Consider the following 20,307-nt stretch of genomic DNA (forward strand, 5'->3'; position numbering starts at 1 on the left):
AAGGCATCAATTCTCCAAATTAATCTATCTTTTTAAGGATTTGGAATTATATTCTTTCTTTTTTTAGTATTTTTGCCAAAGTAAAATAAATTAAAGATGAATCGCAAGTTATTTATACTGTTCTTTTTGTTATTTTTAGCAGGTATTCATAAGTCTCTGGCGCAGAAAAAGCGTGAGTTTCGTGGCGCATGGATACAGTGTGTGAATGGTCAATTCCTCGGGTTAGGGAAAGACCGAATGCAACAGATGCTTACAAGTCAACTCAACGAAATGCAGAAAGATGGTGTCAATGCCGTTATTTTCCAGGTAAGGCCCGAGTGTGACGCTTTATATGCCAGTGCTTATGAGCCTTGGAGCCGATTTCTGACCGGTCAGCAAGGCGTGGCTCCTCAGCCTTATTGGGACCCATTGGCATGGATGATAGACGAGTGTCACAAGCGGGGAATGGAACTTCACGCTTGGATTAACCCATTCAGAGCAAAGACAAAGACTACCAACGACTTATCTTTCAATCATATAGCCATAAGGAAACCAGGTTCAGTATTTGCATATGATGGCCAGTTAATCCTTAATCCGGGCCAGCCGGAGAACCGAGAATATATCTGTAAGATAGCAAGTGACATTGTGCGTCGGTATGATGTAGACGGCTTCCACATAGATGATTACTTCTATCCTTACCCTGCTGCCGGCCAGACCATTGCCGATGACCGTGAGTACTCACTTTATAACAACGGCATTAAAGACCGTGGAGATTGGCGGAGATACAATGTAAATCTTTTCATGAAGCAGCTTTCTGACAGTATTCATGCCATTAAACCTTGGGTGAAGTTTGGCGTGTCACCGTTCGGTATCTATCGTAACAAGAGCAATTCTCCGGCAGGAAGCAATACAAAGGGGTTGCAGAATTATGATGATCTCTATGCTGATGTGCTGTTATGGGTCAATAACGGTTGGGTAGACTATTGCGTTCCGCAGCTCTATTGGCAGATAGGTCACCCCACAGCTGACTATGATGAACTTATCCGTTGGTGGAACAGACATGCCGGCAACCGTCCTCTTTACATAGGTGAAGACGTGGAACGCACCGTGAAATTTGCCGACCCACAGAACCCCAATAGTCATCAGTTGGCAGCTAAGCGCCGTCTTCACAACGAACTTAATCATGTCAATGGCACCGTTCTGTGGTATGCGAAGTCATTTTGTGATAATATCGGCAACTATGCTGCAGCTATGCGCGATGGTTATTGGAAATATCCTGCCTTGCAACCTAAGATGTCTTTCATTGACGATAAAGCGCCCAAGAAGCCTAAGCACGTGAAACCCGTATGGACGAGTGACGGCTATCTGCTTTTCTGGACAGCTCCTCGTGCACGCAAATGGAATGATGAAGCGGTGAAATATGTAGTCTATCATTTTGAAAAAGGAGAACACATCAACATTGAAAATCCATCGAATATAGTTGCTGTTACTGCTAAAAACTATTATAAGTTGCCTTATGAGGACGGACGCACAAAGTATGTCTATGCTGTTACCTCGCTCGACCGCATGAGCAACGAGAGTAAAATCGCCAAGAAGAAAGTAAAATTATGAAGCCTCATAACAGTTATAACAAGCCGGGAGATTACGACCATTTCGTGGTCGATCGGGCGGGAACACTCTTGGAATGGTTGCTTGAAAACGTAAAAGGACTAAGCAGGTCGAAGATTAAACAGACGCTCCAAGGACGTGGAATAAGGGTAGGCAGTAAGGTTGTCACGCAATTTGACTACCCCGTTTCAGTCGGAACGAAAATCGCACTCAGTAAGACAAAGCGTAATAATGACATCTTCAAGAGTCGCTATGTGAAGATAGTCTATGAGGACAGACACTTGGTGGTCGTTGAAAAGAATATTGGAATATTGTCTATGGCAGCCGGACATTCATCGCTGAATGTAAAGGCTGTGTTGGATGATTACTTCAAGAAGTCACGTCAGAAGTGCATGGCTCACGTGGTACATCGACTTGATCGGGAAACGAGTGGACTGATGCTCTATGCCAAGGACAAGGAGACTGAATTGCTGTTGGAGCGTGATTGGCATCACATTGTGTTCGACCGTCGCTATGTTGCGGTTGTTTCGGGCGAGATGGAACAAAGAGAAGGTACGATAGCTAATTGGCTGAAGGACAACAAAGCCTATATCACTTATTCCTCTCCAGTGGACAATGGCGGCAAATATGCCGTGACCCATTTCCATGTTCTCAACCGAAACGACAATTATTCCTTAGTAGAATATAAGTTGGAAACAGGCCGTAAGAACCAAATCCGTGTGCATTCGGCCGATATGGGGCACCCTGTTTGTGGGGACACCAAATATGGAAACGGCGATGATCCGATAGGACGTCTCTGTCTGCATGCTTATGTTCTGTGTTTCTATCATCCCATAACACATGTTCCCATGACGTTCGAAACTCCAATTCCTGCATCTTTCCATAAAATCATTAAATAAAAATCATGAATAATTTCTTATTTTATGTCCTCATATTGTTGGCCGTTGTTACAGGTGTTATCATTGTGAAGAAAGTGACCAGTTGTCTTTTCAAGCTTCTTGTTGCCGTGGTAGTCATAGCGCTTGTAGTATGGCTCTATTCCATGGGAAGGTAGCAGATGCGGTTTGAAAGCATCGCTTTCTGCACTTCTCTTTTGTAAAGATTACAGCTTGTTTTTAACACTTCTGAGCAGCATCATATAGAGAAAAAAAGACGGAAAAACGGGTATGGTCTTGTGATTTCTGAATGTTTATCTTGTATTTTAAGGCATCATGCGTTGTAATTTGATGCAGAATGCACGGCCTCTTGAGTCAAAATGCGCGATAAAGTGAGGCAGATTACGCTGTAACATGATGCAAGTTACAATGCTTTTTAGCGTAATTTCATATTCTGTTTTCCATTGAATTTTGTAATCTTTTGATAGTCATTGCGTTATGAAATATTGAAAAACGGGCATCATTCGGAGTGAAGAAGCGTTGCGTTTTGAATATGCGAGGCCTGCAAGAACAATTGTAAAGATACTTGAAAGGAATTAACATATAATTCGTTTCCTAAGTTAATGCCTCCAAAGAGATGTCACATGGTCTTTCATTTTCCAGAACCATTGGTGCAGCATACATAGGCCTTTAAGTCCTAAAAGATGATATAAGGTCAGCTTTATTCCACCTCTATAAGGGAGATAATCAGTTAAAATCAGACTGCCGTTCATTCTGTACACATCCAATTGAATATTGAGTACGTGTCTGAAATATTCCTTGTCAACGCATTGTTTCATGATTTTGCAATGGGTATGGAGCATAGATTCCAAGGCTTGCCCATTGGCATTTGCCGTAATTCCCAGTGGATTGAACGTGTAATGATAATAACCATGCGAGGTTATCATGATGTTTTTGCAATGCTTCAGCAGGCGCGACATCAGTTCGATGTCTTCAAAAATCAGGTTCGCCTTGAACTGTTCACGAGCGAAGAGAGCCTTTCTGAAGATTTTATTCCAGGCATAAGCATGCTTGTAAGCCTTTGTCTTAAGCCAATAGCTCTGCCAGTTGGTAAACAATCTGTCGGGCAGTTGCAGTCGCGTATGATGTTTCCCGCCTATGCGTTCATCAACAGAATATTCAAGAATGTCTATGTTTTCATGCTTTTTCAACCTGTTCATCAGCCCCTTATAAGTATGTGGTTCGAGATAATCGTCACAGTCTATAAAGGTCACATAATCAGCTTTGGCAACTTCAAGTGCAGCGTTTCGCGCCTCACTCAACCCTTTGTTGGTCTGGTGAATAACAGTTATTGCGGCATGTTTTTCTGCATATTGGGTGCAGATTTGCAGGCTGTTGTCTGTAGATCCGTCATCAACCAAGATGATTTCCATGCCCTCAATTTGCTGTCCTATGACTGAGTCGAGACATCTTCGCAAGGTGTCTGCACCATTGAATACAGGTATGATGACCGATAGTTCCATGGATACAAAAGTAATAAAAAAAAGTAACTCTTTTGTGTTTTCATATTATTTTGCTACTTTTGCAATAAACAAATCTTTTTATGAAAGAGGTAAAAATCAAAGACCAAATGTTGCAGAAAGCTGCTGCTGAAGGCATGGATGAATTTGTCAAAGTGTTTGTCGATGCGATATCAGAGGCTGTCAATGGCAGTCTCAACAGCGACAATATGGCTGAGCTGAATGCTGATCAGATAACGTTGTTGGCCTATCATTATTTGCACGAAGAAGTGATGTCTGGTGGCTTTGTGCAGCTCATTCACAATGGATATGGTGCTTTTATCTATAAGAACCCAACGGCAAAAGCCTTTCGTGAATGGGGCATTCACGAGCTCTACAGACTTATCAGAAAGAGTCATCCTCTCTATTCGAAACATCATGAAGCCATAGAGCGCGACTGCACTGATGATGAGTTCATGGCCTTGTTTGAGCAATTTGCGGAGTTTGATGATTTTGATGATGCTTTCATTGAAAATGAAGAGATGTTCACAAGTAAGATTGCTCATTACATTGATGAGCACATTGAAAATTTTGCAACGATAGAAAATGAATAAAGAAGAACAGGAAATCAGGCGGAAAAGTCCTGTCCAGATAAGGAACAAGAAAGCCTCATTTGAATATTTCTTTGTTGATACCTATACGGCAGGTATCGTGTTGACGGGAACTGAAATCAAGAGTATTCGCAATGGAAAAGCTTCTTTGGTAGACTCTTTCTGCGTGCTGTATAAAGGTGAACTTTGGGTGAAGGGCATGAACATCAGCCCTTATTTCTATGGCTCTTACAGTAATCATGTGGCGAAACGTGACCGTAAACTCTTGCTGACGAAGCGCGAACTCCACAGGTTGGAAGAGGATTCCAAGCAGGTTGGCTTTACGATTGTGCCTACATTATTATTTATTGATCGTCATGGAAGGGCTAAGATAGACATTGCATTAGCACGAGGAAAGAAGGAGTTTGATAAGCGTCAGACCTTACGGGAGAAGCAAGACAAACGGGAAATGGATCGCGCATTGAAGCATTTCTGACAGTTGCCGGAAGTGCCATTAGCAGCTATCCTGTTTCCTCTGTTGGTCTGAATTGTTCATTTGGGGCATGCCATATGAAACCTTATCTGAAAGAGTTGGTCGGGAAAACACCTTAATTACATTTCAGTTTATCCTAATACCGGACTTCTAAATGCAATGGGGCTGTATGATGAAACGGCTGAAAGTATGTCGTCACAGCTTGCAGAATTCATGACTGAAGGATTGGTAAATATCGTCGGAGGCTATTGTGGAACAACCGATAAACTCGTTCGTTGCTGTGCAAACAGGTTAAAGGCAAGCGTCCTCATCAGCCGATGAAGAGGCTAAATAGCTTGTGATTGGATGGTTTTGATTTGTTGGAAGTATGTCAGGAAAGCCTTTTATCAAAGTAATTTATAGTGGGGTAATATTGTAAAATAAAGAAGAAACTTTCAGTTAATAAGTCTTCTTTTCTTGTCTAATTGCTATTTTTGTAGTAAATTCGCGCTTGCAATTGGTTCATATTAGTGATTGATTAAAAAGGGAACAAGGTGGAATTCCTTGACAGTCCCGCTGCTGTGAGCGATGTTGTTGAAAGGGAAATATACCACTGACCATTAGTGTTGGGAAGGTTTTCTTTCGTGAGTCGCATAGTCAGAAGACCTGCCATTGCGAGTTTATGTTTGGTTGCTTCGAGGAGAGTAGGCCAAGTATTGTTTATAGTTTATTTGAGAATGAAACGTCGCAGACAGAAGATTGCAATAGGATTATGCTTTCATTTGATGGCCTGTAGCCCGCTTGCAGCCCAACAGTCTGTGGATAGTGTACGTGTATACGACTTAAAAGAGGTCGATGTACATGGCATACGTGGACGTCGCGGGCTTGTTGATGTTGTGCCTGTAAGTGTAGTCAATCGCCGGGATATACTCAATATGGGCATCACAGACATTGCTGATGCCTTGCATCGTATGCCTGGAGTGAACCTACGTGATTACGGAGGAGCTGGTGGTGTGAAGACAATCGGCGTGCGAGGTTTTGGTGCTCAGCATACAGGAGTAAGCTATGACGGTATTCTCTTGAGTGATATTCAGAGTGGAGCTGTAGATGTTTCGCGCTACGCTTTGGATAATGTTGCATCGTTGAATTTGGCAGTAGGTGGAAACAGTGATGTGTTTATTTCGGCTCGTGAGGCTGCTTCTGCAGCGGTATTTTCCATAGAAACGCTGAAAGAACTGCCACAGGATCGACGTGTTCACATGACAACTCAACTCAAGTTTGGCTCGTTTGGCTACATCAGTCCTTTCATCTATTATCTTCAGTCGATTAGTAAAGGGGTGACGTTATCAGCTAATGGAGAATATATCTATGCCGAGAACAACTATCCTTTTGTGCTGCGTAATGGTATTTACAAGACGCGTGAACATCGTAATAACAGTCGTATGAACAGTGGACACGGGGAATTGAATGTTTATGTTCAAATGGGTAGAAACGGCAAGGTGGAGGGAAAAGTCTATTATTATGATAATGATCGTCTTTTGCCTGGTATCGTTAAGCTTTATAACAAGATTAATGGGGAGTCGTTACATGACCGTAACGCCTTTGCACAGATAGGGTGGCAGCAGCATACTTCTGATGAATTGTGGAGTTGGAAGGCAAAGGGTAAGTTTAATTGGAGCAGTTCAAGCTACCGGGATAAGTATTATCCAAATGCCGTGATGGATGCAGACTATTGGCAACGTGAGGCATATGGTTCATTAACTCTGTTGTTCTGTCCTTCCGATAAGGTGTCAGTATCTTATGCAGGTGACTATATCTTCAACAGTCTCAACAGCAGTTTGGATACTGATGTACGTCCATTTCGACATACATTCTTGCAGACTTTGTCTGTAAAATATACCGTCCCGCATCTTGTTTTGTTGGGACGTACTTTATATTCTCTTTATTTGAACAGTGCAAAAAGAGGCGAACATGCGAAGAATTTGCGTAGGTTTTCTCCTTCTTTATCAATATCCTACCAGCCATTTTCTTCAGAACAACTTTATATAAGAGCCTCATATAAGAACATTTTCCGTGCTCCTACTTTCAATGAAAGCTATTTCTTTCATTATGGAAGCACCAACTTGCAACCCGAACTTACCGATCAATTTAATCTTGGTCTGACGTGGCAAAGCATGTTATGGAACAGATTAAACATGCAAATGACACTTGATGGCTATCTCAATCATGTGAAAGATAAGATAGTTGCAGTGCCTTATAACATGTTTGTTTGGACCAATGTGAATGTTGGAAAGGTGGATGCCAAGGGCTACGAACTATCGTTGCGGGGTGATTATCGTATGAATGCAAAACATCATCTCGGCTTTGTTGGCAGTTATAGTTATCAACGTGTGAGCAATCGTACTGACAAATTATTGCCTGATTATGGCAAACAAATCGCCTATCTTCCTCTGCATACCCTATCGACATCTTTGAAATGGGGAAATCCTTGGATAGATGTTGTTGTTCATGGAGAAGGATGTAGCAGTAGGTGGGCAACCAATTCGCATTATGAGGGAACTCAATTAAAGGGGTATTGGGATATGGGGCTTACGCTCAGTCGTGCTTTTCAGTTATGTCGTGGGCAGGTGTTATTGCGTGGAGATATCAAGAATTTGTTGGATCAGCAATATGAAATTGTTGGTAATTATCCTATGCCCGGCATCAGTTATCAGTTTGCAATTAATTATAAATTCTAATAAGTAAGATATGAAAAAGATTTTATTAAGTTTATCTGCCCTGTTGATGGGTGTAGTTTTATTTACGTCGTGTGATGATGATGATACTCCACAGCTACGTCCTGTGCCAACGACTGAAGGTGCATTTGTTATGTGTTCGGGAAACATAGGAAAGAAAATTCCTGGCTCAGTGAGCTATTGGGATTATTCAAAGAATAGCATCTCAAACAACGCTTTCAGTCAGGCGAATGGGCGTGGATTGGGTAGTACGCCTAATGATGGAGTCTGCTATGGCAGTAAGATCTATTATGTCGTTGATGGTGAAAATACTATCGAGGTGGTAGACAAGAACCAAAAGTCTATTAAACAGATAAAAACGACAGATTTGTTAGGCAAAGAAGAGGGGAAAAGTCCACGCCATATCATTGCTTCTTATGGTGCTGTTTGGGTGACGACATACGGTGGATATGTTGCAGCCATAGATACAACGACGTTCGCGTTACGCAAGAGCTACAAGGTGGGTTCCTATCCGGAAGGGCTCACAGTGGCTAATGGAAGACTCTATGTTGCAAATAGTGATTACAGTAAGGGCAACGGTTCTATCTCTGAAATCAATTTGGCTACAGACAAAGTAACAGAACACAAGGTTGAAGGAAGTAAGAATCCACAGGCTATTTTTATTGACAGAACAGGATTTTACATATTAGATTGGGGTGGTTATGATGAAAATTGGAAGCAAATAGGTGCCGGATTGAAAGTTCTCAAGGTAAAGAATGGAAAGGATATAGCTGAAGATGTTGTAGCCAATGCAACGAGTGCAACTTATTATAACGGTGTATTCTATACGGTAAATGCACCTTCTGGAGCTGCTTCTGTAAGCTATAGTAAATACAATACCTCTAATCATACAACATCTTCCATGAAGTATAGCTATGATGAAACGAAGTTCTCACCTTCTTATATCGCTGCAGATCCCGTGACAGGTCGCTTATTTTTATCTTTCTATGAGAAGGTTGGAGGTTATGCAAGCTATGCAACAGCAGGCTATCTCAAGGAGTTTGATGCAAGCGGAAAGGAGCTTCATTCAGCCAAGATAGGTGTAGGCCCTTGTGCAATCTTCTTTAATACCAAGATTAATTGGAAGTAAATGAAAAAGAGTTTCATAGCTTTTTTAATACTGATTATCGGTGTTTTCACTTCTTGTTCCCATTCCCAAATAGGGCAGGGAACAGGTGGTGGAGACACCGTTTACTTGGATAATGCCCGTCATCTGACGATTGTCAAATATAAAGGCTATACTGTTGTCAAACTGACAAATCCGTGGAAGCAGGGTAAAACGCTGCATACTTATGTGCTTGTTCCAAAAGGGAAAGCCGGCGACAGGGTATGCAAAGCGCTTCCCTCCTTGGTTGGTCAGGCGGCAACGATAGTCAGAACGCCCGTCAGAAAATCGGTAGTATTTTCGACGGTATATTGTGCATTGCTTTATGAGCTTAAGGCAGATGAAGCTATTAATGGCGTCTGTGATCTGCAATATATTTCTATTCCGGATGTGCAGAAGCGTGCACGGATGAAACCAACAGATGCTCGTTACATCGTTGATTGTGGGAATAGCATGGGTGCAGATATAGAGAAGATTATCGATTTAAAGCCAGAAGTGATGCTGATTTCACCTTTTGAAAACAGTGGAGGATATGGAAAATTAGAGAGTATTCATATTCCAATCATTGAAACTGCTGACTATATGGAGACTTCTGCTTTAGGAAGAGCCGAGTGGATGAAGTTCTATGGACTGCTTTATGGGCGTGAGGAAGAAGCCTTTACCTTATATAATGAGGTGAAAGACAGTTATGAAAAACTGAAGCAAAAAGCCCGTAAAGCGAAGATGGCTCTATCTGTTCTCACAGAAAAGAAGACCGGAAGTGTGTGGTATGTCCCTGGGGGGCGTAGCGTGATTGGGAGTCTGTTACATGATGCAGGGGCACATTATGCATTTGCCAATGACACGCAGGCGGGGAGTCTCGCCCTGCCTTTTGAAACGGTTTTGGATAGGGCTGGTTCAAGTGATGTATGGCTGTTCAAGTACAATGAGCATCCGGCTACATTACAGGAATTGTCAGATGAATATGTCGGTTATCGCCAGTTTAAGGCTTTCCAGACTCAAAATGTCTTTGCTTGTGACTGTACACGCAGGCCATATTTTGAAGAAGTAAGCTTTCATCCAGACAGATTGTTGAGTGACATCATCCAAATTGTTCACCCTGATATTGCCGGTTTTGCTCCTATGTACTATTATGAGCGATTAAAATAGACTGTAGAGAAAAGATGTCTAAAGGTATAAGATATTGCATGTTGATGTGTGCGGGGATTGTGATTTTATTCGCATTAAACCTGATTGTGGGCAGTGTAAAGATACCCATAGCGGCGACTGTGCAATTTCTTTTCCCGTTTTTGAGTAGTGATGGAGCCATGTCTTTGCAGGCATCTCATCCTTCATGGCACTTCATTATCATGGATTCGAGACTTCCACAAGCCTTGACTGCGCTTCTGTCGGGTGCTTCCTTGGCTGTATGTGGCCTGTTGTTACAGACTGCTTTTCGCAATCCTTTGGCCGGTCCCGGCATCTTTGGTATCAACAGTGGAGCAGGATTAGGTGTGGCTTTGGTCATGCTGTTGATGGGGGGAAGCGTAACAACAGCAGCCTTTTCGATGAGTGGTTTTATGGCTATTCTGCTGTCTGCATTCATTGGAGCCATGGTAGTTACTCTGCTGCTCTTTTTCTTTTCATCAATGGTCAGAAGCAGTGTGATGCTTCTTATCATAGGAATTATGATAGGTTATCTGTCTAATTCGGCAATCTCCATATTGAATTTCTTTGCAACAGAGGAGGGAGTGAAATCCTATTTAGTGTGGGGATTAGGGAATTTTGGCGGTGTTTCCATGGCTCACATGCCTCTTTTTGCCTCGGTTGTCATCTTAGGTCTGACAGCTTCTCTTTTGATGATGAAGCCTTTGAATGCCTTACTTTTAGGAGAACAGTATGCCGAAAACCTTGGCATTAACACGCAACGGACACGTAACTTTCTGCTTGTTGTGACGGGAATTCTGACTGCAATCACTACTGCTTTCTGTGGTCCTGTAGCTTTTATTGGGTTAGCAGTGCCGCATATTGCACGCTTGTTGCTGTGCACCGACAATCACCATTGGCTTTTACCTGCAACTATTCTTACAGGAGCTGCAGTTGCATTGCTCTGTAACTTGCTGTGCTTCCTGCCCGGTGAGAGGGGAGTCATTCCGTTGAATGCAGTGACTCCTTTGTTGGGAGCACCTATAATTATCTATGTTATCACCAAAAAAAGATGAGTTATGAAAATCTATACAAAAGGCGGAGATAAAGGGATGACGTCTTTGCTGCATGGAGAACGTGTTGCCAAGGATGATATCCGAATAGAAACCAATGGGCAACTTGATGAGTTGAATGCTTTATTAGGCATTGTTGTGGCCTTGATGAAGCCAAATCATCCGGATGCTTTGCGATTGCAAAACATACAGAAACTTTTAATGAAAATCATGGGGCAAATCGCTGATAACGGGCAAGAGCATTTGCGTGAAGATGCTTCTTTGTCTGAAATGATTACAAGTTTAGAGCATTTTATTGATGCCGAAACGAGTAGAGAACGCTTTTCTTTCGTTGTTCCGGGTGGTTCGTTGTTGGCTGCTCACTTGCAATATGCCCGTGCAAAGGCCCGTACATGTGAACGAAGAATGTGGACACTTCATCGTGATTATCCTTTAGATGAAACGGTGATGAAACTGATGAACCGACTGAGTGATTATCTGTTTGTATTGGCTTTATGCGTCTGATGATGTTTTTGTGAAATCATTTTGCAGAACAATGCCTATTGGATTGCGTTGCAATCTGCGTCAAGTCACGCTGTAATCTGCATCAAATGACATGGTCATCTGCGTCACTTTACCGCCTCATCTGCGTCACTTTGCAAGTCATTATGTATCAGTCAATTATACGTTTACATTTTAATAATCCGACAGGGAAATGTTGATTGCTCGTCGACTTTCATCTTTCAAAGTATATTAAGAATACATAGAACAACTTAATATGACTTGCTGGTTTGATGATGATGCCAAGTTTAATGCTGCTGATTAATAAGTGTAAAAATAAAAAAAGAGTCGTTTAAGAGCCGTTAAAGTGTTAAATTGAAGTGTTAAATTCGGATAAAGAATTAAGAGTTTCCGCTGATATTGCTGATTTTACTTATATATTTGTAATCAGTTTTGAATAAGAAAGAGTATTCATAAGTATAGAACGTAAACTAAAAAAGATAAGTATGAGAATGTTTGGTAAGTATGTTTTGGGTGCAATGTGCGTAGGTGCACTTGCCCTTTCTACAGGAGCTTTCATTAAGGTGAACGCTGCACCGGCGACAGAAGCAGTGGTTTCCGGCCAACCTGTTGACTTGACTTATGCTGCAGAGAAGGCACTTCCTGCGGTTGTTCATATTAAATATGTACAGAATTCTAAGGTTCAAACTGTAGAGATGGAGGATGACCCGTTCAGTGACTTCTTTGGACCTTTCGGCTTCTTTGGTTATCCTGACCAAGGAAACGGCAAGCAGAAGCGCAAGGTGCAAACACCAAAGAGGGAGGCAACCGGCAGTGGAGTGATTATAAGTCCTGATGGTTATATTGTCACTAACAATCATGTTGTGAATGGTGCAGACGAGTTAACGGTGACTTTGAACGACAATCGGGAGTTCTCTGCCCGCATTATTGGAACAGATCCCAATACGGATCTTGCACTCATCAAGATTAATGGAAAGAACCTTCCAACTTTACCTATAGGTGACAGTGACAATCTAAAGGTTGGTGAATGGGTGCTTGCTGTGGGTAATCCCTATAACCTAAGTTCAACGGTAACCGCCGGAATTGTCAGTGCCAAGGCGCGTTCAATGGGCGGAGAAGGCTCTAATGGCCCTCAGATTTCCAGCTTCATTCAGACTGATGCAGCTATTAATCCTGGAAACTCCGGGGGTGCATTGGTAAACGCCAAGGGTGAACTTGTAGGCATAAATGCCATGCTTTATTCACAAACAGGCTCTTATAGTGGTTATGGTTTTGCCATTCCAACGACTATCATGAATAAGGTTGTAAGTGATTTAAAGCAGTATGGTACAGTTCAACGTGCTGTTCTTGGTATTCGAGGTGGTGACGTATTGAACTATATCAATGCACAGAAAGATGCAAATAAAGAGGTTGATTTGGGTACCAACGAGGGTGTTTATGTTGCTGAAGTCTCTGATGGAAGCTCTGCATCTGCAGCTGGTATCGTTAAAGGTGATGTGATAACGGAGGCTGATGGCAAGAAGATAACCAAGATGTCTGAGCTTCAGGAGTTGTTGTCGAAGAAGCGTCCTGGCGAGAAAGTAACGTTGACTTATCTCCACAATAAATCAAAACGGTCGAAGACAGTGACCTTGATGAATGCACAAGGCAACACGAAAGTGATTAAAACGGCAGACCTTGATGTGCTTGGTGCAAGCTTCCGTCCTGTTACAGAACAGCAGAAGAAGGAGTTTGATTTGAGCTTTGGTCTTGAGGTGACAAAGGTTGGAAAAGGTGCTATTAAAGATGGAGGTATCGAACAAGGTTTCATCATGCAATATGCTAATGACACACCTCTTAAGAGTATTTCAGACCTTCAGGAACTTGTTAAGAGTGCTTCAACCAGCAAGGATCCTGTGCTGATTGTCAAGGGAGTTTGGCCTTCTGGGAAGCGTGATTATAAGGTGGTCAAGGTCTCAGAATAAAGACATTATTTGACAGAAGGGGCGGGTAGCAATACTCGTTCCTTTTTCTTTTTGGTGTACAATAAACCTTGTAGTGTCGGAATGTATAAGGAATGGTGCTTGAAAGGATTGCCTTTGTCTGCACATCTAATATCATTTCCAATAGAAAAGAAAATGGAGCTGATGGTTTTATTCTTCTGTTATGCGAAGGATGATGCTTGTGGCGCCAATGGTAAAAAGGCTGCCATCTGCGATGACTCTGCGCTCACGATTGCCTAAGATTTCGTTGTCGACAAAGGTTCCTGTATAGCTTGGCCCGTCACGCAGCACATATTTGAGATTACCTTCTTTGTTGCGACTGACATTAATGATGCAATGTGTCATGTCAATGCTGGGATCATTGGTTTCGATAGGACAGTTGATATCACTTCCTTTCATGTAGCGGCCAATGACATTATCACCCATTTGCAGGGGAATTACCTGTTTATAATGAAACACGTTCTCAATGACAACAATAGAGCCGCAACCTTTCTCGTTGGCTAATTCATTTAGTTGTTCATCCTTTTGAGCGTTGCGAAGTTTAGATACTCCCATGCGGATGCCAAAGTTCTTGCCACATTCCGGGCATTCAAAAATCAGGGATTGGCCTGTCTGATATTTGGTTTCATCAAATGTAATGTAGTTATCACATTTCGGGCAACGTACACGTTTCATAAATAAAAGGCTGAAAGTAGTTTATTTAATATGCATCACCCAACAATCAGCAAACTCCGCTTTGTTGTTGAGTTTATTGACAATATTGCGTGCCTCTCGTTCTGAAGCATATTCTCCATAAATGACTTTTGTGCGGTTGTTCTGTGTAAGCACGCCTGCTTCTGTGTAACCTTTACGATGAAGCTCACGCACAAAAAGCTTTGCATTCTTGCGAGTAACTCTGCTGGCCAGCACAATGCAGTAGTAGTTCTTGGGTGCGGCTGCCGGAATGAGGTCTGCTTTTATCTTGTTATTGTCTGCAGTCTGCTTTTGTTGTACAGTTTCAACGGCTTTCTTAGTTATATCTTTTGTGATATGAGTTGTCGCATTTCCTATAGTCACATCCTTGGGCATGATATATGTAAGAAAGTCTGTATCGATTTTGTTTCCAGTCATAGTTGCTATGTCTCCATTACCCAAAGACGAGGGTAACAACAAGAATACCAATATGGCAATACATGCAATGGCGATGTTTCTTACTACGCTTCGGCGAATAGTATAAGCCTCTTCTTCTTTTTCTTCGCCATTGGCGGTTGTGTTGAAATCTAAGAGCTGTGCTTTTGGTTGCGGCGCTACAATGTTCACCTCCTGTTCGGTTTCAAACGTTTCCACAGCATCTAATCGTTTGAATTCAAAGCAACTAAGTCCATAAAGGGCAGGAGTGAGGAGTCCGGCTTCACAAGGTTCGAAAGTATAGTGCCCCTCATCATTGATAAATAGAGTGCCTAAGTCTTTCAACTCGTATTTACCTTCTCTCTCAAGTATTTGCTTCATTTCTTCTGTTTCCTGCTCTATGCGACACAATGCTTCTGGATAACTGATATCGTAAGCCTCAACATAGGATTGTGCAAGAAGAGAATCGTTGATTTTAAGAAGGGGATTAAAGCCGACAGTTCGTGTTGGCGGAAGAAACGAAAAGTCTCTCTCGTCAAAACGCGCAGCCGTATAATGTGCCATAAATCCACCGAAAGCAGGGATTATGACACAGTCATTTGTGAGCAAAAGTATTTCTATATGTCTTTCTAACTCTATCACGTTTGCAAATTTAGTACTTTTATTTTAGGTTTCAAAGTGTTGTGATGAAAAATCATCAAGAAAAATTTATTTGTGCTTTTTATTTTGCAGACTATTATAAAAGTCGTATCTTTGTGCCAAAGAAAGAACAAATTCTTATTAGAAAATGGAGTATAAGCAAACGGAAATTAAAGGTGTTTATATCATCGAACCGCATGTTTTTAATGATGCTCGTGGCTATTTTTTTGAAGCGTGGAAAAATGAAGAATTCCAACGGTATGTAGGAAAGATTAATTTCATTCAAGACAACGAGTCTAAGTCTTCTTATGGCGTGTTGCGTGGCTTGCATTATCAGAAAGGCGAGTATTCACAGGCTAAATTGGTACGTGTCATCAAGGGTAAGGTGCTTGATGTAGCTGTTGATATCCGTAAGAGCAGCCCCACTTTCGGTAAGTATGTTATGGTAGAACTGTCAGATGAAAACAAGCGTCAGTTCTTTATTCCTCGTGGTTTTGCCCATGGTTTTCTTGTTTTGAGTGAAGAAGCCATTTTCACTTACAAGGTTGATAATGTCTATGCTCCTCAGCATGAGGCCAGTATTCGCTGGAATGATGAAGATATTCACATAGAATGGCCAATAGAAACAAAAGATGTGCTTACATCAGAAAAGGATCTCAAGGCATCGTCATTGAAAGATGCAGAATTGTTTGATTGATGAGCAAAAATATTTTTAGATACGCTTTTCTGCTGTTTGCTGTCAGTTGTCTTCTTATGGCATGCAGTAACCGAAAGCATGGAATATCTTTGGCTTCTTCTGAAGATCAGGTAGCAAAGAAAATGCTCCAGGGAGTTTGGTTGAATGAAGACGAGGACAATCCAGCCTTTCGTGTTGTCGGTGATACTATTTTCTATCCGGACAGTACGTCGCAGCCTGTTTACTTCCAGATATTCAAAGACACGCTTGTGCTTCATAGTTCGAATACAGCCAAGTATCTGATAGTTAAGCAAGCACCTCATCTTTTTATCTTCAAAAACCAGAATGGCGATATTGTTAAGTGTGTAAAAACAACTGATCGTTCATATCTTGCGTTTTTTGGAGAGTCTCGCCCCGTGGCTCTGAACCAGAATAAACTTATCAAACGTGACTCGGTTGTTATCTATGGAAACGAGCATTATCATTGGTATATACAGGTGAACCCCACTACTTACAAGGTAGCTAAGCAGACTTATAATGACAATGGAGTTGAGGTGGATAATGTTTATTTTGATAATATCATCCATTTGAGCCTGTTTCGTGGCGGTACACAAGTTTTCAGTCGCGACTTTCGAAAGAATGATTTCAAGCGTCAGGTACCTTCAGGTGTGTTGAGCCAGAGTATTCTGAGTGATATTATCTATACAGAAACCAATACAGCTGGTTTCCATTTCCGTGCCAATGTTTGTGTGCCGGATAGTCCTACAAGTTATCAAATAACCATTATTATCGGGTTTAATGGTAAGATGAGTTTGACAGTATAGCTTTTCATACGCACATTATTATGCTCCAAAACAGAATTAATTAGGCTTTTGATGAACTTTGGTGCTATTGAAGAGAATTATATGTTAAATTCCTTCAAGTATTTTTACACTTGGTAGTTTCAACTACCAAATGCGAATTTACTTAAGTTTTTTGTAAAAAACAAATTTCGGTGTCCTAAAGTTAAGTTTCTTCCTGGGTCTGTCATTTAATTTGGCTTCTATTGCAGCAATATACTGCGTTGAGAGTTTGTTTATATTACATCTTTTATCGATATACTGCCTGATTAGCATATTCCGATTTTCTACAGCTCCCTTCTGCCAGGGGCAGTGTGGATGTGCATAATATACGCTGCATCCTAAAGATTTTTCAATGTCCTCATACTGCATAAACTCCGGTCCGTTGTCGGTAGTTATGGTATGTACGGCATTCTTTATGGGTCTCAAAGCCTCTGTTACGGCCTTGGAAACCTCACGGGCCGTCTTGTATCTTGCTAACTTTCTGATAATTCCAAGATTGGTACTTCTCTCCACCATGGTTAATGCCGATGAGTTTCCCGGGCCGATGATCAGATCCATCTCCCAGTCTCCGAACCGCTTTCCGTCAGCACAGGCAGGACGTTCGTCTATGCTTTTCCGATTCCCCGAGAGTATCTTTTTGTCTCTTTTAAGCCAGTGGTTCCTGTATTTGAACTGGAAACGACAGTACTTATAGATGTCTCCACCGGCATTACGGTCCCGCCAGATGTACTTGTATATGGTCGTGTGAGACACACACTTCCTGCCAAGTGTCTTCATACGCCCGCATATCTGCTGTGCAGACCATCCCATCCTTAGATATTTACTGATGTTCCGCCACATCTCAGGAGTCATCTTGCGAGGTCTCTGATAGCGTCGCTTGCGCCTTCTTGCTCTCCTGACGGCAACCGTATAGGTGTATTTACCCGTATATTCTGAGGAGTTACGCTCTATCTCACGGTATACTGTACTTCTGTGGACGCTTATTGCTTCTGCAATTGCTTTCTTGGACATTTCTTTTTGGAGTAAGACAGAAATTGTGTATCTTTGCTCCGAGGTTAATTGATGGAACTTCATAATACAAAATTAATTAATCTTGGGGAGACCGTGGTCTCCCCTTTGTTTAATATATGTTTAATCGTAATCTTCTGTTTCGCTCTCGGGGGCTGCGAGCCCCCGCCGCTGGGCACCCCCCTCGGTGTTTTTCATAGTTCTTTGTAAACTATTTGTCACCGGAGACTGTCGCATTTACTAATTTAAACTGCAGATATGTAAATATGTCCTTCTTCTTTTTCTCCTATATATTGACGATAATATTGATTGAAGGGGAGGGGTGAAGGGCCTAAACTATAAGGCCTATTATCCGCTCGTTTACCATGTTGTTTGACAAGTAATTGCTGCATATTTCGCCAATATTGTGTCGTATCCATAAAGGTTTCGAGAATTGTTCTGGCTTCAACCATCTGTTCTTTTGTAATGGTGAAGGTTGTTTCGTCAGGGCTCTTGCTTCTTAGACTGTCAGTATTAAGGATGATATCTAATTGTTAAAGGAAACAGGTGCTGTTTTCATGCCAGGAAATGCAGAAAGAACAAGCTGATTGTGATTCAACTTACGCATAACAATCTTTCGATTTTCGTTATTTTCAGTCTTAATTTTCAACGTATCGCCACATATAACATAAGGAGTAAAATAGGAATAGAACCCAAATTTTGCCCAAGAATAGGTAATATCATGCTCTGAAATGTTCAATACAAGTTTGTGAAGTGTGCCTTCTTTGATGTTACTGAGCCATATTCCGTGGAGTTGTGTGGTGTCAACGGGCGACTTGATGAATTTAGTCTTTTCCTTTTCTCTAAAGGGAAGCCCCGTGATTTCAAGGGAACTATCATTTAAAGAAAGGATAACACATTCATAATTCTTAGACTTCTGATAATTGAGTCGTAGGCTATCATGATTGATTTTGTAGCTATCGAAGTACATAACCGTGTCTCCTATTGCAGGATCATAATAGACTTCAGCCTTTGAAATGGTGAGTGCTTGTGCCATGTTCAAAGGTTTCTTACTGACACTTTCCCATTCTCCAAGGAGTTGATGAGCATTGATGGCTTTCTTTTCGGTTGTAGAACAGGCCGCTGAAAAGAGTAAAGTCAGCGCAGCAAAAAGGATAGAAAATGTCTTCATAACTTGTATTTCTCTTTTAGTTTCAAAACAAAACTATTCAGTCTCTCATCTTCTTTGGCAATGATGATGCCTTGGTTTTTAGCGTACATGAAATAGAAATGTGTTGGTGTTTCTATGATTTTGTAGAGTTTGTCATAGGTGACAGTGCTTTGTTCTGTATCGGTCTGACTCTCAAAATGGTCGTTGAAAAGCGAAATTTTGAATTTGGTCATGCTACTTAATACCTTGTTCTGTTCGTAGAGTTTAGCTGCTCTGCGGTCTCTCCGCTTTCTTATATACCAGTTGTAGAAAGCTGTTAAGAGAACAGCGAATATGCTTAGCTTGGCAGTGAGCATAGGATCATGAGTGGCGGTAGAAAAGATACAGGGGCCCCATATAAGTAGCATGGCGATGCTTGCAATGGTGGCAGAGCGGTTGAAATGATATTCCGTGTTGCTTATAACGCGGTTGAACATGATGAAATCCTCCTTGAGAGGTTTCTTGGTTATAATTACGTTAGCTTCTTCCATAATGGTAAGTTTGAGAGAACAAATATAGAAAATATTGTTCAAAGTTATATGGCTTCAGTGCGCTTTTCTTTCTTTTTCCATACAATCATAAAGTTTTTGTGGTGTAACAAAGTGCTCGTTTTATCCATTTCTATCCTAAAAATGTGGTGAAATATGAGCAGTATAATAAAATAAAAGCATTATCTTTGTAAAAGAAAATAACCGATAACTAATCAAAACACAGGTATGAAAACCATCTGTACTGACTTTAGCGTGATTGCTGACTATTATCGAAGGCACTACGAAGAGGTGAGACTTTTCGTTGCCAAACGGCTCATGCAACATGGTGAAGAGGCTGAGGACATCGTGCAGAATGTCTTTCTAAAGCTCATGACGGCAGACAAGATGATTACTCCCGTGACCCTACCTTGTTTGGTATATACGACTGCTCGCAATCTGATTTGTGATTATTGGCGTCATCGTCACTATGTTGATAATTACGAACATTATATTAAATCTAATGGTTTGAAAACTACTGATGACAATCCCATGTCGGTCTGTTCTGTTGCTGAAACTCAGGAATTTCTTGAGCAGGGTATAGCTCGTTTAACTGTCAGACAACAGCGTGTGTATCGTCTCCATATTTATCAAGGTATGAAAGTCAGTGAAATATCCAAGGCTTTGGCTGTGAAATATAAAAGTGTGGAGCATTGTTTGGGAGATGCGAGAAAGGGAGTAAGGGAGTTTATGAAGAGGGAGTTGGCGTGAACATGGGCCTTACCTATATAATTAA

22 protein-coding genes and 1 riboswitch are annotated in these 20,307 nt (G+C 41.5%); of the genes, 15 read left to right on the forward strand and 7 right to left on the reverse strand.

Going from position 1 to position 20,307, the window contains the following annotated elements; all coding sequences use genetic code 11:
• The first annotated feature begins 96 nt into the window (after window positions 1-96).
• Genes EL210_RS06690 through EL210_RS13550 form a run of 3 tightly spaced genes read left to right on the forward strand, consistent with a single transcriptional unit; the run spans window position 97 to window position 2,641 of the window.
• Window positions 97-1,590, forward strand: a complete 1,494-nt coding sequence (locus EL210_RS06690; RefSeq protein WP_018920837.1) for a glycoside hydrolase family 10 protein — start codon at window positions 97-99, stop codon at window positions 1,588-1,590.
• Window positions 1,587-2,486 carry an RluA family pseudouridine synthase gene (locus EL210_RS06695; protein WP_004371008.1) on the forward strand — a complete coding sequence of 300 codons (900 nt, stop codon included), beginning with the start codon at window positions 1,587-1,589 and terminating at the stop codon, window positions 2,484-2,486. The genes EL210_RS06690 and EL210_RS06695 overlap by 4 nt, the downstream gene beginning before the upstream one ends.
• A 5-nt stretch (window positions 2,487-2,491) precedes the next feature.
• Window positions 2,492-2,641: a hypothetical protein gene (locus EL210_RS13550; RefSeq protein ID WP_018920838.1), complete on the forward strand. Its 150-nt coding sequence runs from the start codon at window positions 2,492-2,494 to the stop codon at window positions 2,639-2,641.
• A 441-nt stretch (window positions 2,642-3,082) separates the two neighbouring features.
• Here EL210_RS13550 and EL210_RS06700 read toward each other — a convergent pair whose 3' ends face one another.
• On the reverse strand, window positions 3,083-3,985 hold the full coding sequence (locus EL210_RS06700; protein WP_018920839.1) for a glycosyltransferase family 2 protein: 903 nt from the start codon (window positions 3,983-3,985) through the stop codon (window positions 3,083-3,085).
• An 80-nt stretch (window positions 3,986-4,065) separates the two neighbouring features.
• Here EL210_RS06700 and EL210_RS06705 point away from each other — a divergent pair, with 80 nt between their 5' ends.
• The 9 genes from EL210_RS06705 (at window position 4,066) to EL210_RS06745 (ending at window position 13,565) form a co-directional block, all read left to right on the forward strand.
• Window positions 4,066-4,575 carry a DMP19 family protein gene (locus tag EL210_RS06705; protein WP_018920840.1) on the forward strand — a complete coding sequence of 170 codons (510 nt, stop codon included), beginning with the start codon at window positions 4,066-4,068 and terminating at the stop codon, window positions 4,573-4,575.
• Entirely contained in the window at window positions 4,568-5,047 is a 480-nt protein-coding gene (smpB, locus tag EL210_RS06710; RefSeq protein WP_004376052.1) for an SsrA-binding protein SmpB, read from the forward strand. The genes EL210_RS06705 and smpB overlap by 8 nt, the downstream gene beginning before the upstream one ends.
• A 156-nt stretch (window positions 5,048-5,203) precedes the next feature.
• Window positions 5,204-5,365, forward strand: coding sequence for a homocysteine S-methyltransferase family protein (locus tag EL210_RS13790; protein WP_232000297.1), 162 nt, complete (start codon window positions 5,204-5,206; stop codon window positions 5,363-5,365).
• Window positions 5,366-5,523: 158 nt separating this feature from the next.
• Window positions 5,524-5,711: riboswitch (cobalamin riboswitch) on the forward strand.
• A gap of 49 nt (window positions 5,712-5,760) precedes the next feature.
• Window positions 5,761-7,761 carry a TonB-dependent receptor plug domain-containing protein gene (locus EL210_RS06720; protein ID WP_018920841.1) on the forward strand — a complete coding sequence of 667 codons (2,001 nt, stop codon included), beginning with the start codon at window positions 5,761-5,763 and terminating at the stop codon, window positions 7,759-7,761.
• A 10-nt stretch (window positions 7,762-7,771) separates the two neighbouring features.
• Window positions 7,772-8,887, forward strand: a complete 1,116-nt coding sequence (locus EL210_RS06725; protein WP_018920842.1) for a YncE family protein — start codon at window positions 7,772-7,774, stop codon at window positions 8,885-8,887.
• The gene (locus tag EL210_RS06730) at window positions 8,888-10,051 is read left to right on the forward strand and encodes an ABC transporter substrate-binding protein (RefSeq protein WP_018920843.1); all 1,164 of its coding nucleotides are present in this window, start codon (window positions 8,888-8,890) and stop codon (window positions 10,049-10,051) included.
• 14 nt (window positions 10,052-10,065) lie between these two features.
• Window positions 10,066-11,103 (forward strand): iron ABC transporter permease, encoded by a 1,038-nt coding sequence (locus EL210_RS06735; protein WP_025879822.1) that lies wholly within the window; start codon window positions 10,066-10,068, stop codon window positions 11,101-11,103.
• Between the two features lie 3 nt (window positions 11,104-11,106).
• On the forward strand, window positions 11,107-11,604 hold the full coding sequence (locus EL210_RS06740) for a cob(I)yrinic acid a,c-diamide adenosyltransferase (protein WP_018920845.1): 498 nt from the start codon (window positions 11,107-11,109) through the stop codon (window positions 11,602-11,604).
• A 482-nt stretch (window positions 11,605-12,086) separates the two neighbouring features.
• A complete protein-coding gene (locus tag EL210_RS06745; RefSeq protein WP_004370988.1) occupies window positions 12,087-13,565 on the forward strand; it encodes a Do family serine endopeptidase in 1,479 nt (492 codons plus the stop codon).
• 168 nt (window positions 13,566-13,733) lie between these two features.
• On the opposite strand, the gene EL210_RS06750 is transcribed toward EL210_RS06745, so the two are convergent.
• Both EL210_RS06750 and EL210_RS06755 read right to left on the reverse strand, forming a co-directional pair.
• Window positions 13,734-14,258, reverse strand: coding sequence for an FHA domain-containing protein (locus EL210_RS06750; RefSeq protein WP_018920846.1), 525 nt, complete (start codon window positions 14,256-14,258; stop codon window positions 13,734-13,736).
• Between the two features lie 21 nt (window positions 14,259-14,279).
• Window positions 14,280-15,332, reverse strand: coding sequence for an HU domain-containing protein (locus EL210_RS06755; protein WP_018920847.1), 1,053 nt, complete (start codon window positions 15,330-15,332; stop codon window positions 14,280-14,282).
• A 145-nt stretch (window positions 15,333-15,477) separates the two neighbouring features.
• On the opposite strand from EL210_RS06755, the gene rfbC reads away from it, so the two are divergent.
• Together rfbC and EL210_RS06765 are read left to right on the forward strand one after the other, a co-directional pair.
• Entirely contained in the window at window positions 15,478-16,026 is a 549-nt protein-coding gene (rfbC, locus tag EL210_RS06760; protein WP_018920848.1) for a dTDP-4-dehydrorhamnose 3,5-epimerase, read from the forward strand.
• Window positions 16,026-16,829: a DUF4738 domain-containing protein gene (locus EL210_RS06765; protein ID WP_025879823.1), complete on the forward strand. Its 804-nt coding sequence runs from the start codon at window positions 16,026-16,028 to the stop codon at window positions 16,827-16,829. Before rfbC ends, EL210_RS06765 begins: the two co-directional genes overlap by 1 nt.
• Before the next feature lie 138 nt (window positions 16,830-16,967).
• Here the strand turns inward: EL210_RS06765 and EL210_RS06770 are convergent, their stop codons facing one another.
• The 4 genes from EL210_RS06770 to EL210_RS06780 form a co-directional block, all read right to left on the reverse strand.
• Window positions 16,968-17,921 (reverse strand): IS30 family transposase, encoded by a 954-nt coding sequence (locus EL210_RS06770; protein WP_126370219.1) that lies wholly within the window; start codon window positions 17,919-17,921, stop codon window positions 16,968-16,970.
• 179 nt (window positions 17,922-18,100) lie between these two features.
• The gene (locus EL210_RS13795; protein WP_232000299.1) at window positions 18,101-18,307 is read right to left on the reverse strand and encodes a hypothetical protein; all 207 of its coding nucleotides are present in this window, start codon (window positions 18,305-18,307) and stop codon (window positions 18,101-18,103) included.
• 74 nt (window positions 18,308-18,381) lie between these two features.
• Window positions 18,382-19,026 (reverse strand): hypothetical protein, encoded by a 645-nt coding sequence (locus EL210_RS06775; RefSeq protein WP_018920853.1) that lies wholly within the window; start codon window positions 19,024-19,026, stop codon window positions 18,382-18,384.
• Window positions 19,023-19,535 carry a YcxB family protein gene (locus tag EL210_RS06780; protein ID WP_018920854.1) on the reverse strand — a complete coding sequence of 171 codons (513 nt, stop codon included), beginning with the start codon at window positions 19,533-19,535 and terminating at the stop codon, window positions 19,023-19,025. The genes EL210_RS06775 and EL210_RS06780 overlap by 4 nt, the downstream gene beginning before the upstream one ends.
• Before the next feature lie 225 nt (window positions 19,536-19,760).
• Between EL210_RS06780 and EL210_RS06785 the strand changes: the two genes are divergently transcribed.
• Complete coding sequence (locus EL210_RS06785) at window positions 19,761-20,282, forward strand: RNA polymerase sigma factor (RefSeq protein WP_025879854.1); 522 nt, start codon at window positions 19,761-19,763, stop codon at window positions 20,280-20,282.
• Window positions 20,283-20,307 lie beyond the last annotated feature (25 nt).

The sequence above is a fragment of the Segatella oris genome (assembly GCF_900637655.1).
GTDB lineage: Bacteria > Bacteroidota > Bacteroidia > Bacteroidales > Bacteroidaceae > Prevotella > Prevotella oris.